General features: G+C 69.5%; 11 protein-coding genes. 4 read left to right on the top strand and 7 right to left on the bottom strand.

Translation table 11 applies throughout. The features are described from left to right. Positions 1-131: 131 nt before the first annotated feature. Positions 132-521 (bottom strand): I78 family peptidase inhibitor, encoded by a 390-nt coding sequence (locus tag ACMZPQ_RS12515; RefSeq protein WP_197583275.1) that lies wholly within the window; start codon positions 519-521, stop codon positions 132-134. A 111-nt stretch (positions 522-632) separates the two neighbouring features. Here ACMZPQ_RS12515 and ACMZPQ_RS12510 point away from each other — a divergent pair, with 111 nt between their 5' ends. Next, positions 633-1,691: a DNA topoisomerase IB gene (locus tag ACMZPQ_RS12510; RefSeq protein WP_197583274.1), complete on the top strand. Its 1,059-nt coding sequence runs from the start codon at positions 633-635 to the stop codon at positions 1,689-1,691. Positions 1,692-1,713: 22 nt separating this feature from the next. Here the strand turns inward: ACMZPQ_RS12510 and ACMZPQ_RS12505 are convergent, their stop codons facing one another. Beyond that, entirely contained in the window at positions 1,714-2,022 is a 309-nt protein-coding gene (locus ACMZPQ_RS12505) for a hypothetical protein (protein WP_197583273.1), read from the bottom strand. 196 nt (positions 2,023-2,218) lie between these two features. Here ACMZPQ_RS12505 and ACMZPQ_RS12500 point away from each other — a divergent pair, with 196 nt between their 5' ends. Beyond that, positions 2,219-3,337 carry an SDR family oxidoreductase gene (locus ACMZPQ_RS12500; RefSeq protein ID WP_197583272.1) on the top strand — a complete coding sequence of 373 codons (1,119 nt, stop codon included), beginning with the start codon at positions 2,219-2,221 and terminating at the stop codon, positions 3,335-3,337. Here ACMZPQ_RS12500 and ACMZPQ_RS12495 read toward each other — a convergent pair. Continuing rightward, positions 3,294-4,406, bottom strand: a complete 1,113-nt coding sequence (locus tag ACMZPQ_RS12495; RefSeq protein ID WP_197583271.1) for a serine hydrolase domain-containing protein — start codon at positions 4,404-4,406, stop codon at positions 3,294-3,296. The genes ACMZPQ_RS12500 and ACMZPQ_RS12495 overlap by 44 nt on opposite strands. A 191-nt stretch (positions 4,407-4,597) precedes the next feature. Between ACMZPQ_RS12495 and ACMZPQ_RS12490 the strand changes: the two genes are divergently transcribed. Further along, positions 4,598-4,984, top strand: a complete 387-nt coding sequence (locus ACMZPQ_RS12490; protein WP_197583270.1) for a BlaI/MecI/CopY family transcriptional regulator — start codon at positions 4,598-4,600, stop codon at positions 4,982-4,984. 3 nt (positions 4,985-4,987) lie between these two features. Continuing rightward, on the top strand, positions 4,988-6,982 hold the full coding sequence (locus tag ACMZPQ_RS12485; RefSeq protein WP_197583269.1) for a M56 family metallopeptidase: 1,995 nt from the start codon (positions 4,988-4,990) through the stop codon (positions 6,980-6,982). Between the two features lie 100 nt (positions 6,983-7,082). Here the strand turns inward: ACMZPQ_RS12485 and ACMZPQ_RS12480 are convergent, their stop codons facing one another. The 4 genes from ACMZPQ_RS12480 to ACMZPQ_RS12465 all read right to left on the bottom strand — a co-directional run bounded on the left by ACMZPQ_RS12480 (position 7,083) and on the right by ACMZPQ_RS12465 (position 12,172). Then, a complete protein-coding gene (locus ACMZPQ_RS12480) occupies positions 7,083-7,397 on the bottom strand; it encodes an I78 family peptidase inhibitor (protein WP_197582689.1) in 315 nt (104 codons plus the stop codon). A gap of 66 nt (positions 7,398-7,463) precedes the next feature. Continuing rightward, entirely contained in the window at positions 7,464-8,486 is a 1,023-nt protein-coding gene (locus ACMZPQ_RS12475) for a ribonuclease H-like domain-containing protein (RefSeq protein WP_197582688.1), read from the bottom strand. Next, positions 8,483-10,972 (bottom strand): DEAD/DEAH box helicase, encoded by a 2,490-nt coding sequence (locus ACMZPQ_RS12470; RefSeq protein WP_197582687.1) that lies wholly within the window; start codon positions 10,970-10,972, stop codon positions 8,483-8,485. Before ACMZPQ_RS12470 ends, ACMZPQ_RS12475 begins: the two co-directional genes overlap by 4 nt. Positions 10,973-11,065: 93 nt before the next feature. Further along, positions 11,066-12,172, bottom strand: coding sequence for a hypothetical protein (locus ACMZPQ_RS12465; RefSeq protein WP_197582686.1), 1,107 nt, complete (start codon positions 12,170-12,172; stop codon positions 11,066-11,068). Positions 12,173-12,289 lie beyond the last annotated feature (117 nt).

Below are 12,289 nucleotides of genomic sequence, written 5' to 3'. Positions count from 1 at the left end.
GCCCAATCCCTGGAGCGCATCGTGAGGCCACCGGATGCCTCGACTAGATCACAGGTTGCTGCAACGCCGCAATACACGGTTGCAGGTGCAACGGAAAGCGCCGGCAACCCTGTGCCGGCGCGGGGCCGGACTCAGCCGCAGCGCGCGCCGCTGACCAGGCCCTTGTCGTCCACTTCGACGTTCAGGCGGTCGCCGAGGAACTCCATCGTGGCCACATCATTGGGCTTGAGCACGCGCACCTGGCTGGCGCTGGCATCTTCCTGCGCCTGCTTGCCGAGGGCATCGGTGTAGGCCTGGCCGACCAGGCTCTGCACCTGGCTGGCGTCGCAGGTGCCGACCGGCGGCGCTTCGGTGGCCTTGCCGGCGTCGTCGGCCGGTGCCTTGGCGGCTTCGGCAGCCTGCTGGGCGTGGGCCGTGGCCGAATCCTGTTCATCCAGCGCCGGTGCCTGGCAGGCGGTCAGGGCCAGCACGGCCGGCAGCAACAGGGCGGAGAGCGAACGGGCGCGAATCGGAAACGACATCATGACTCCGGAAGGGACTGTGAAAGCCTGAGCATAGCGGCGAACCGACCCTCACGTGTTTGTCTTGCGTTATCGACAGGATCACCGCGCCGCACCCGCGACACTCAGCGCATGCCAACGCCCTCCACTCCGGAACAACAGGCCGCGCGCGCCGCTGGCCTGCGCTATGTCGATGACACCCAGCCCGGCTTCAGCCGCCGCCGCGCCGGCAAGGGTTTCAGCTACCGCGATGCCGACGGCCACGCGCTGCGTGATGCCGCCACCCTGCAGCGCATCCGTGCGCTGGCGATCCCACCGGCCTACACCGCGGTATGGATCTGCGCACATGCCAACGGCCACCTGCAGGCTACCGGCCGCGATGCGCGTGGGCGCAAGCAGTACCGCTACCACGCCGATTGGGCAGCGGTACGCGATTCGGGCAAGTTCGACCGCACCATCGCCTTTGGCGAAGCGCTGCCGGGCCTGCGCAGGCGGCTCAGCCGTGACCTCAAGCAGCGGGGCTTCCCGCGCGGGAAAGTGCTGGCGGTGGTGGTCGCGCTGCTGGCCGACACCCTGGTGCGGGTGGGCAATGAAACCTACGCCAAGGAGAACAAGTCCTACGGCCTGACCACGCTGCGCAACCGGCACCTGGACCTGCTGCGCGGCGGCCGGGTGCGCATGCGCTTCCGTGGCAAATCCGGCCAGCTGCACGAAGTGACCGTCGGTGACCGCAGGCTGGGCACGCTGGTACGCGGTGTGCAGCAGTTGCCGGGCCAGGCACTGTTCCAGTACCGCGACGATGAGGGCGTCATCCAGCCGGTCGATTCGGGCGCAGTGAATGACTACCTGCGCGAGGTGATGGGGGAAGACTTCACCGCCAAGGATTTCCGCACCTGGGGTGGCACCCTGGCGGCGGTGCAGACCTTCGCCGCCACCGAGCTGCCGGAACCGGCCAGCCAGCGCGCGCTGGCCAAGGCGCAGCGCGAGGTGGTGTGCCAGGTGGCCGCGCGGTTGGGCAACACGCCGGCGGTGTGCCGCAAGGCCTACATCGACCCCTGCGTGTTCGCCGGCTGGGAGCGCGGCGAACTGGCGAAACTGGCCGGCCTGCGTGGGCCGCGCCAATGGGAGCAGGCGACGCTGAAGGTACTGCGCCGCGCGCGGCGGCTGGCCAAGCGCAGCGTCTCGACGTAGCGTCGAGCTTGCTCGACGGCGGTTAGCCGCAGTAGATCGCGGTGATGTTGTTGGTACGGCCCTTCTCGATGGTCAGGCGGTCACCGCCTTCGCTGGCTGGCGGTACCCGCGGGCCGTCGTGACGCAGCACCTGCACGTGCAGGCTGTCGCTGTCCACGCGCGCGCGTTCAACGGTGGCGGCCGAAGCGGCCAGGCCGAGCGCACCGCGCACCATGTCGCTGTGGCACTGGCCGGAAATCACCCCGTCGATCGGCTGCACCTGGGCCATCGGCGTGCTGCTGCAGGCAGCGAGGGCAAGGCTGAGAGCGGTGGCGGCGATGGCAGCTTTCATGGAGGCGTTCCTCGTGTGGTTGCGTGCAAGGGTGCGACGGCGCGCGTGGTGGCGGAATGAATGCCGTGCACATGCTGGACACGGTGCGCTCACCGCCGCCGACAGCGTGGGCAGGGACACTGCAGTTGCGGCGGATGCCGCCCCCGGTAGTGCCGGCCGCTGGCCGGCAGCCCCTTTCCCTCCCGAGGAGATCAGCATGGCCACGAGCAAGAAGGTTCCCACCCGCCGCAAGGCCTCGCCGAAGGTGCGCAAAGGCAGCACCGCAACCACGATCACCGCCGACCCCGATCGCCCGCGCGTGGTGAAAACCGCAACCCGCAAGGCCGCCGCCAGCGACCCGCGTGCGGCGCGGGTCGCGTCGCGGCAGCGGCGCCTGCAGGACCAGGAGAAGGCCAAGGACGCGCGCGCAGCAAGGAAGGCCAGCAAAAAGGCCACGAAAAAGACCGCCACCCAGGCCGGCCCACGCAGGCAACCTGAAGCCATGCCCGCCCAGCAGCTGGCCAAGCCTGGCCATGAGCACGCGCTTGAGCTTGCGCCACGCTTCCTCGCACCCGACTACACCGGCAGCGGAAAGCTGCAGGGCCTGCGGGCCATCATCACCGGCGGCGACTCCGGTATTGGCCGGGCGGTGGCGGTGCTGTTCGCGCGCGAAGGCGCGGATGTGGCGGTACTGCACCTGGACGAGGCCGAGGATGCCGATGTCACCCGCCAGCATGTGGAACGCGAGGGTGGCCGCTGCGTGGTGATCGCCGGCGACGTGCGCGATCCGCGCTTCTGCAACCGGGCGGTGAAGCAAGTAGCGAAAGCCTTCGGCGGCATCGACATCCTGGTCAACAATGCGGCATTCCAACTGCACTGCGAGCGCCTGGAAGACCTGGAAGATGCACACCTGCAGGAGACCCTGCAGACCAACATCGGTGGTTACATCCAGATGGCGCGCGCGGTACTGCCGCATCTGGGCGAGGGTGCCAGCATCATCAACACGGGTTCGGAAACCGGCCTGTTCGGCAGCAAGGCGCTGATCGACTACTCGGCCACCAAGGGCGCGATCCATGCCTTCACCAAGGCATTGGCCAGCCAGCTGCTGCCGCGCGGGATCCGGGTCAACTGCGTGGCGCCGGGCCCGGTGTGGACGCCGCTGAACCCGGCTGACAAGCAGGCCGAGGACGTTGCCGCGTTCGGAAAGGACAGCGACATGGGCCGGCCTGCACAGCCCGAAGAACTGTCGCCGGCCTATGTGTTCCTGGCCTCGCCGGCCTGCGCCAGCTACATCAGCGGGGTGATCCTGCCGGTGATGGGGGGGCCGCGCGGGTAGGCGCGGTGTTCGCCGCTGCGGGCGCGTAGAAATCGGCGATGCGCGGAATGAACCGCTGCGGGTTGGCGCCGACCAGGTTGGTCAGCATCACCACTGCCACCCCACGCTCGGGATAGACCACGAAGGCCGAGCGCGCACCGCCGATGCCGGCTACCTGCAGGTCCGGCGAGGCGTTCAGTACCGGCCAGCCGCCGGCCCATGGACCGCTGCGGCCCTCGGCCAGGCGCTCGGCGGTCCACATGCGCTGCCGTGACGCGTCCTGAAGCAGGCGGCCTTCGGTCAGCGCGACCAGCCAGCGCGCGGTGTCGTCGGCGGTGGTAAGGATGCCACCCCCGGCCCACAAGCCGGGCGGCATGTCGTAGAACCAGTGCGACAGCCGCGGCGGCATGCCGGCTGCATCGGTGGCGCGCGGTGCCAGGCTGTACATCGTCGCGACGTCGGGAATCAGGTCATAGCTGTCGCCGAAGGTGGTGCGTGCCATGCGTGCGCCGCTGAACTGGCCGGTGGCGAGGTAGCGCTCAAAGGGCATGCCCGATTGCTGCGCGATGATCCGCGCCAGCAGCACATAGTTGGTCTGGTTGTAGGCAAAGCGTTGCCCGGGCGCCGCTTCGACCGGGCGCGCAGTGACCGCCGCCCATGCCTGCGCTTCGGAACCACCGCCCAGCAGTCCATTCGCATCGAGGATGTCCGGCAGGCCCGAGGTGTGGGCCAGCAGCTGGCGCACGCGCACGTCCTGCCATGCCGCCGGAAGATCGTGCAGGTAACGCGAAGCGGGTGCCTCCAGATCCAGCCGCCCCTGTTCTGCCAGCTGGGCGATGGCGACCCCGGTGAAGGCCTTGGTGGCCGAGTTCAGCGGGAAGCGCGTGTCACGCGAGACGAGAACGCCGTTTTCCACGTTGGCCAGGCCATAGGCTTCGGAGAGCACGATCTGGCCGTCCTTGACCACGGCCAGCTGCAATCCGGGGATGCGTTCGTCCAGCATGAGCTGGCGGATCATGCGACGGGTCTGGTCGTTGGCCTGGTCCTGGCTGGCGGACACCGCGGTGAAGGGCAGGGCGCTGATGAGCATGAGCACGACTCGAAGCATTGGGCGGAACATGCGGATTCCCGGTGGGGTGCCGAAGGTCGGATGCGCCGGATGCGGAAAAGGTTTAACTGCCCCGGCTGCCCTACCGTTCGTCGGACCATGACTTCCGGGGGGTTGACTACAGTTGTCGTCACGCTGACAGTGACGACACGTGTAGTCAAGGGAGTGGTGTCATGCGTGGCAAGACCATCGGGGACCAGGAACTGGCCCTGCTGCAGTACATCGATGAGCATGCGCCGGCCAGCGTCGGCGAGGTTGCCAGCGGCTACGGCGAGGCTCGCGGCCTGGCCCGTTCCACCGTGCTGACGATGATGGAGCGGCTGCGGGCGAAGGGGTATCTTCAGCGCAGGCAGCAGCAGGGTGTCTACCGCTACCAGGCCACGCGTGGCCCGCAGAGCGTGCTGCAGGGCGCGGTGGCCCAGTTCGTCGACAACACCCTGCAGGGGTCGGTGTCGCCGTTCGTGGCCTACCTTTCGCAGCGCCAGCAGGTCAGCGACAACGAACTGGCCGAGCTGGAAGCGCTGGTCGCCCAACTCCAATCGCGTCGTCACGAGGGCTGAGCCATGGACACCACGATGCTGATCCCGATGCTGGAACGGCTGGGCTGGACCAGCCTGCAGACCGTGCTGCTGGTGGCGCTGGTGTATGGCCTCTGCCGCGCGCTGCCGTCGCTGTCGGCGGCGACCCGCTGCCGCTTGTGGTGGTTGGTTTCGCTGCAGGCGGTGCTCGGCCTGTTCTGGAGCCAGCCGCTGCAGCTGGCCTGGCTGCCGGCCCCGCAGGCCGTGGCGATGACCGCCACCGAAGTGTTGACCGAGACGCTGCATCCGCTGGCGCCGGAAGTGTCGGCGCAGTTGCTGGCCGCAATGCCGATGCCTGCGGCAGACGTGCCCGCAGTTGCGTGGTGGGCCGTCGCACTGGCCGCGCTGTGGCTGTCCGGGGTGCTGCTGATGGCCCTGCGCACCTTCGCCGAGTGGCGCCGCTGCCGCGCGTTGCTCGCTGCGGCCTATCCCTGCGAGGACGAGGCGCTGGTGCAGGCGCTGCAGCTGGCCTCCGACGCGCACGGCGTGCGCCCCGCCCCGCGGCTGTGGATGAGCACGCAGGTGGACTCGCCGCAGCTGGTCGGGCCGTTCCGCCCGGTGCTGCTGCTGCCGGCGGGCGACAACGCCCTGCAGGGTGACGCGCTGGACCTGGCGCTGACCCACGAACTGCAGCACCTGCAGCGTCGTGACCTGCAATGGGGCCTGCTGCCCGCGTTGGCGCAGCACCTGTTCTTCTTCCACCCGCTGCTGCGCCTGTCGGTGCGCGAATACGCCCAGGCCCGCGAGGAAGCCGTGGATGCGGCCGTGGTCGGCCAGCACGGCGCCAGCCGCCAGGCCTATGGCCGCCTGCTGCTGCAGCTGGGCGTGGCGCCGCAGCCGCACCTGGGCGTGGCCAGCGCCGCACCGAGCACCACCAGCCTCAAGCGCCGCCTGCTCTCGCTGCAGTCGCGCCGGTCCTGCCCGCGCCTGCTGGCGATGGCGTTGACCGCCGTCGTGGTGGTGGTGGGCGTGGCGCCGATGCGGCTGGTGGCAGCGCCGGTACCGCCGGCACCGCCCGCACCGCCAGCGGCACCGACGGCCGTAGTGCCGCCACCGCCGAAAGCGCCGAAAGCACCGCCTGCACCGCCGATGTCTGCGCGCGCGCCAGCGATCCCGGTGGCCCCTGCGCCGCCCGCCGAGCCGGCCGACGTCGAGGAGCTGTCTGGCCCGGACGATGCGGATGTGGCGGTCGACGTCGACCCCGGCATCGACGACGGCCGCAGCACCTCCCGCAGTTCGTCCCGCAGTTCCTCCATCACCACCTACGGGCGATTGGATCTGGGCAAGTCACCGCCGCAGGCGTACGTGCTGGTCGATGGTGATTCGACCTTCGCCAACGGCGGCATCGAGGACGTGACGCTGGCCCGCAAGCAGCTGGGCAAGGGCCCGGCGCTGTGGTTCCGCCAGGGCGACAAGCGCTACATCGTGCGTGATCCGATGCTGATCCAGTCGTTGCAGCGTGCCTACGCCGGTGCGTTCGACCTGGGGCAGCAGCAGACGGAACTGGGCCGCCAGCAGAGCGCGCTCGGTCGCCAGCAGAGTGAGCTCGGCAAGCGCATGGGGGAGATGGGGCGCCTGCAGGGCGAGGAGGCACGCCGCATCGCACTGGCCGCAGCCGAGGCTGCGCGCAATGCGATGAGCGCGCATGACATCAATCGCGAGGCCGCGGCAGAGGCCGCGAAGGCGGCGCAGGGGGCGACCAACGATGCGTCGCTTGCGCGTGAGGCCGCACGTGAGGCCGCTGCCGAGGCCCGTCGCGCGATGCAGGAAGCCCGCAACCAGGCAGCGCAGTCCGGCCGCACCCGCGACATGAGCCGGTTGGCCAGCCAGCAGGCTGAACTGGCCAGCCGCCAGGCGGCGCTGGGCAGCCAGCAGGCCGCGTTGGGCGAGCGCCAGGCGCAGGTGCATGCGCAGGCTGCGCAACAGGCGCAGCAGGTGATCGCCCGCGCGCTGGCCAGTGGCAAGGCCGAACGCCTCTGATCGGTAGTGCCGGCCGCTGGCCGGCGATGTGGGGTGCCGGCCGCTGGTGGCCGGCACCCCACATCGCCGGCCAGCAGCGGCCGGCACTACCCTGGGCCGATCAACCGCAGCTGGCGCGCTCGATCCGGTTCTGTGCATCGACCTGCACGGTTACGCGATCCTGGCGGAAGTCCATGGTCACCGCCATGCCGGGCTTGACCACCCGCGCATTGCGGGCGCCGCTGTCGGCCACCAGCTTCTTGATCGTGGCCTCGTCGGCGGTCTTGCCGGTGAAGGCATCCAACGCGTCCGGCCTGCACTCGTGCATACCCTCGGCAGCGGGCGGTGGCGTGCTGTCGTGTGCGGTACTGCTGCCGGCATGGCTGCAGGCGGCCAGCGGCAGGATGGCGAGCAGGGCCAGGGGACTGAGGCGCATCGTCGGGCTCCAAGCGTGGATGGTGGCGGCAGTGTCACCGCTGCCACCGTCAGGACGTGTCAACGCCTACTGCCCGACCAGCGCCAGCGTCTCCCGCTCGCGTTGCTCTTCACGTACCAGCCGCTGCAGCAGCAGGGCCAGGGTCACCACGTCCTGGTGGTTGTGGTCGGCCACCCGGCGCAGGTTGACCGCATCGCCGCCACGCAGGAAGCGCAGCCATGCGCCCGGCGCTTCCGAGCCGGGCAGGTCGTCCTCGCGCACCACATGCAGCAGCTGGCGTTCGATGGTGGACAGCTTGCAGTTCTCCCACGTGCCGCGATAGCGGCGACGGGTGGGATAGAGCAGATCGACATGGTCCAGCGCGCTGATCGGGCAACGCTGGCGAGCCAACCGGTAGCGCGCCTTCAGCAACGGCGCATCGTAGCTGCGGCCGTTGTAGCTGCAGAACACGGTGGACGGCTGCAGCCAGCTGGCGAAGGTGGCCAGCATCGCGTCCTCGGCGGCCATCGTCGACATCAGCAGCTGGCGGATGCGCAGGCCTTCGCCGCGTTGCGGGCACACATGCCAGTCGGCGGCACCGATCATGAAGGCGCGGGTGCCGGTGCCGCCGGCCAGGCCGGTGGTCTCGGTATCGAAGAACAGCAGGTCGTGCGCGGCCACGTTATCGTGCTCGCGCTTGGCGAACGCCAGGGAAAGCGGTTGTGCCGGAACAGGCTGCGCCTGCAGCGACTCGATCAGGAACAGGCCGGGCGCGATCTCCTCACCGGGGAGCTGGCGATCCTGCGCATTGGCACGTGCCGGTGCAGCGCCGCCGCGCGTGCGCAGGCCAAGCAGGCGATGCAGGCTGCCCACTTCCGGCCGCCGCAGTGGTGCGGGTGCTGCAACGGGCGCAGCCGCGCCGGTCGGCTTGTGGCGGATCTCCTGTTCAACCCAGGCGAATACCGAGCGCTCGGCCGGTGGCTGCCGTGCATCGTTGGCGGCGACCGGGGCCGGTGCAGCAGGCGCTGGCTCGGGCGCCGCCGGCGTGTTCGCCTTCGGGTCGCCGGCCTGCCTGCGCAGCAGGCGCAGCTTGTCCAGGCTCAGGCTCACGGGGCCAGCAGCGCCATCGGGTCGCGCGTGGCCATCACCACGTCGGGCACGTTCTGGCAGGCTTCGGCATCGAACAGGTCGAGTACGCGCAGTGCCAGCGCACGCGGCGAGGTCTCGTCCTCTTCCTGCGCAGCCAGCACCGGGCCGACGCAGGCCGGGCAGCCTGCCTTGCAGTCGCAGCGCTGCACCAGTTCGCGCGCGCGCTGTACCAGTTCGGCCTGGCGCTGCCACAGCGGCTCGCTGAGGCCAACGCCACCGGGGAAGTTGTCGTACAGGTACACAGTGGGCACGAACTCCTGCAGCAGCTCGACAACGCCAGGATCGCCCTCGCTGCCGCGCAGCTGGCCACGGCCGCTCTGGTCGGCGATCGCGAACCAGGAACCATCGCCGTTGCCGACCGATTTCTGCAGATCGCGCGCATCGGCCATCACCGCCACCGTGGCGACGATGTGCAGCGCGTAGGCCGCGCCGAGGAAGCCGTCCAGTGCATCCTGCTTGCTGGCGAACGCACGCAGCAGCAATGCCTGCGGCAGCTGCCACCACACCGCGGTGGTATGCAGTTCCTGGTCAGGCAGGTTGACCGGGCCGTAGCCGATGTTCTCGTGCGTGTAGTAGCGGATCTTCTTGTAGCCGGCGACGCGCCGCACCACGTGCACTTCGCCATGGTGCGAATCGCCACGGCCGGCGACGCCGCCGTCGAAACGGTCCAGGACCTTGAGCCTGGTGAAGTCGATGCTGTCGGTGTAGTAGTCCACGTGGGTGCGGGTGACGTAGGCCTTGCGCCCTTCCCAGTCCAGTGTCTCCACCTGGTACGGGGTGGACTGCACCATGTGGATGGCGCCTTCGTACAGGGTGAGCGCGGCGGCCGAATAATCGACCTCGGCAATGATCTGCTGGCGGCCATCGCTGCGGTCGACCACCACGAAGTTGCCGTCAGCCACCGCGCGCAGGCTGACCGCGTTGGCCGGATAGCTGTCGGCGATCCATTCCCAGCGCTCGCCTTCGCGGTGGATCACCTCGGTCTCGGCCAGCGCTTCCAGGAACACTTCCGGGTCGATCGGGCCGAAGCCATCGCCGACCCGGAACGGCAGCTCGAAGGCCGCGCAGCGGATATGGTCGAACAGGATCAGCGGCTGGTCCGGGGCGATGCGCGCGTGCTCGGGCGAGGCTTCGGCGAAGAAGTCCGGATGGCGCACCACGTACTGGTCCAGTGGCTGCGAGCTGGCCACCATCACGCCGAGTGCGGGCTGCTGGCGGCGGCCGGCGCGGCCGAAGCGCTGCCAGGTGGCGGCCACGCTGCCGGGATAACCGTTGAGGATCACCACGTCCAGGCTGCCGATATCCACGCCCAGTTCCAGCGCCGAGGTGCTGACGATGCCGTCGATGTTGCCGGCGCGCATCGCACGCTCGGTCTCGCGGCGTTCGGTGGGCAGGTAGCCACCGCGGTAGGCGCGGATGCGCGGTGGTTTGCGCGGGTCGTGGTCGAAGATGTCCTTCAGGTACTTGGTCAGCACCTCGACCATCAAGCGGGTCTGCGCGAACACCAGGGTCTTCAGCCCGGACTTGATCGCGATGCGCGCGATGCGGTTGCTCTGCGAACGCGCCGAGGCACGCAGGCCCAGGTCCGGATTGATCACCGGCGGGTTCCACAGCAGCACCTGCTTGGGCCCGCTGGGCGCGCCGGACTCGGTGATGGCGGTGACCGGCGCCTCGATCAGTGCCTCGGCATGCGCCTGCGGGTTGCCGATGGTGGCCGAGCACAGGATGAACTGCGGTTGCACGCCGTAGAACGCGCAGATGCGCTTGAGCCGGCGCAGCACGTTGGTCACGTGGCTGCCGAACACGCCGCGATAGGTGTGCACTTCATCGATGACGATGTAGCGCAGGTTCTCGAAGAACTGCGCCCACTTGGTGTGATGCGGCAGGATCGCCTGGTGCAGCATGTCCGGGTTGGAGACCACGATGTCGCCGTGCAGGCGGATCGCCTGCCGCGCATCGCCGGGGGTGTCGCCATCGAAGGTGAAGGCCTTCACCCCGAGGTCGCCGGCGCGGTTGAGTTCCAGCAGCTCGGCCACCTGGTCCTGGGCCAGCGCCTTGGTCGGGAACAGGTACAGCGCCTTGGCCTTGTCCTGCATCGCGGCGCTGACCACCGGCAGGGTGTAGCACAGCGACTTGCCGCTGGCGGTGGGGGTGACGATGGCCACGTGCTCGCCGCGTTGGCTGGCGTCCCACGCTTCGGCCTGGTGGCTGTAGAGCTGCTCGATGCCGCGTGCCTTCAGCGCTGCAGCCAGGGCCGGCGGCACCGACGCGGGGAGCGGCGCGTAGCGGCCTTCGCGGCCGGGAATGGCGAAGCTGCCGGTGATGCGGTCCTGGTAGCGGCGCTGCAGGCGTGCACTGAGCAGCGCCCCGTCGCGTGCGGGCAGGCCATCGCGGGTAGCGAGCTTCTGCTCGGCATCGGCGGTGCGCTTGGCGAGTTCGTAGGCCATGGAAGGTGGAGCCGGGACGTTTTTCGAGGGGTCACATGGCACCACATTCACGTCTCAGGATGTGAGACATCGCGCGCGAAGGGCGTGAACCGTTCAGTGCCACGGCTCGGGGCGCTGCGCGATGTCCGCGTCAAGCGCATGACGGCGGCGGAGGAACTGCACGATGCAGAGCACAAGGCGTACCGCGTGCCAGACCAACGCCAGCACTGCCAGCACCAGCCAGCCATGGGCAACCGCCCAGCCCGGGTCCAGGCGCTGCGGCAGCGGCATTCCGGTGGCGCCCAACACCAGCACGCACAGCAGCAGGCCCAGCCAGGCCAGATGCCAGAACCCGCCCGTGGGCGGATAACGCCGCCGGTCGCTGGCCAGGCACCACGCCGTACCCGCACCCAGTACCCCGCCATCACAGGCGCGCACCTCCAGCAGCATCGAGCGCCCACTGGAGAATCCTGCGACGTGTTCCCATTCCTCCGGAAGCTGCACGCGCCGGTCATTGCCCAGCAGCCACACCCGGGGTGTTTGGGCAGTACGCTGGTAAGCGTGCAGGCGCCCGCGGACCTGCAGCACGCGCTGCGCCGTCGCAGGGCTGTTGCGGCGAGGCAGGCCCCGCCAGGCCGCAAGACCGGCGATGACGAGCAGCGGCATGGCGAGCAGGCCGGGGACGCCGGTGGCGGCCCATAGCGCCAGCGCGGCAATCACCAGTGGGGAAGGGCGCAGGCCAGGACCACGTCGCAGCGCGACTTCTTCCGGCGTCTCCCTGCGCTCGCCACAGACGCGGCTGGTGGCGGCATCCGGTCGCGCAGCAGCGACGGTGAAGCCATTGAGACGCACCACGACGGCCTCGCGTTCGCCCAGCACCACTTCGGCTTCATTATTGTCTTCAGAGAGGTAGGGCCATGCCTGTCTTGGCACCAGCACGGGAACGCCACCCAGCAGGCCGTCGCCGACCGGAAAGGTGTTCCAGCATGCGCCGGCAGTGAATGCCCCGCGCAGCCGCTTTACCTGGTCGTCATGGCCACGGCCGGTCAGCGCGCGCACGGCTGCCAGAGCGGCATGCTCGTCGGCGCCCAACGTCCGCAACGTGCTGCTCCGGCGCAGCGCAGCCACACCCGCACGGACACGCGCTGTCCATTCGGCAATGGCCGCCACGACCATCGGCAGCAGGATTGCCACGCCGACCAGTACTGCCGCGCGCGACATCAGCAGGCGGACGGCTGCAGCGGTGGGGCGGTGGAGGGAGCTGACATGGGGGTTGCCGTAGCGGGAATGGCACAGGATGCAGGCCCCGCCCCCGGGGGGGGAATGAAATTCGTTGCA

The sequence above is a fragment of the Stenotrophomonas maltophilia genome, assembly GCF_047497515.2.
GTDB lineage: Bacteria > Pseudomonadota > Gammaproteobacteria > Xanthomonadales > Xanthomonadaceae > Stenotrophomonas.
Note: the sequence above shows the minus strand (reverse complement) of the source record. Positions and strands in the feature narration are given on the sequence as shown.

What these genes read in the sequence shown, in the direction of transcription:
- ACMZPQ_RS12515 (WP_197583275.1), bottom strand. Translation starts at nt 521, where the DNA reads ATGTCGTTTCCGATTCGCGCCCGTTCGCTCTCCGCCCTGTTGCTGCCG.
- ACMZPQ_RS12510 (WP_197583274.1), top strand. Translation starts at nt 633, where the DNA reads ATGCCAACGCCCTCCACTCCGGAACAACAGGCCGCGCGCGCCGCTGGC.
- ACMZPQ_RS12505 (WP_197583273.1), bottom strand. Translation starts at nt 2,022, where the DNA reads ATGAAAGCTGCCATCGCCGCCACCGCTCTCAGCCTTGCCCTCGCTGCC.
- ACMZPQ_RS12500 (WP_197583272.1), top strand. Translation starts at nt 2,219, where the DNA reads ATGGCCACGAGCAAGAAGGTTCCCACCCGCCGCAAGGCCTCGCCGAAG.
- ACMZPQ_RS12495 (WP_197583271.1), bottom strand. Translation starts at nt 4,406, where the DNA reads ATGCTCATCAGCGCCCTGCCCTTCACCGCGGTGTCCGCCAGCCAGGAC.
- ACMZPQ_RS12490 (WP_197583270.1), top strand. Translation starts at nt 4,598, where the DNA reads ATGCGTGGCAAGACCATCGGGGACCAGGAACTGGCCCTGCTGCAGTAC.
- ACMZPQ_RS12485 (WP_197583269.1), top strand. Translation starts at nt 4,988, where the DNA reads ATGGACACCACGATGCTGATCCCGATGCTGGAACGGCTGGGCTGGACC.
- ACMZPQ_RS12480 (WP_197582689.1), bottom strand. Translation starts at nt 7,397, where the DNA reads ATGCGCCTCAGTCCCCTGGCCCTGCTCGCCATCCTGCCGCTGGCCGCC.
- ACMZPQ_RS12470 (WP_197582687.1), bottom strand. Translation starts at nt 10,972, where the DNA reads ATGGCCTACGAACTCGCCAAGCGCACCGCCGATGCCGAGCAGAAGCTC.
- ACMZPQ_RS12465 (WP_197582686.1), bottom strand. Translation starts at nt 12,172, where the DNA reads ATGTCGCGCGCGGCAGTACTGGTCGGCGTGGCAATCCTGCTGCCGATG.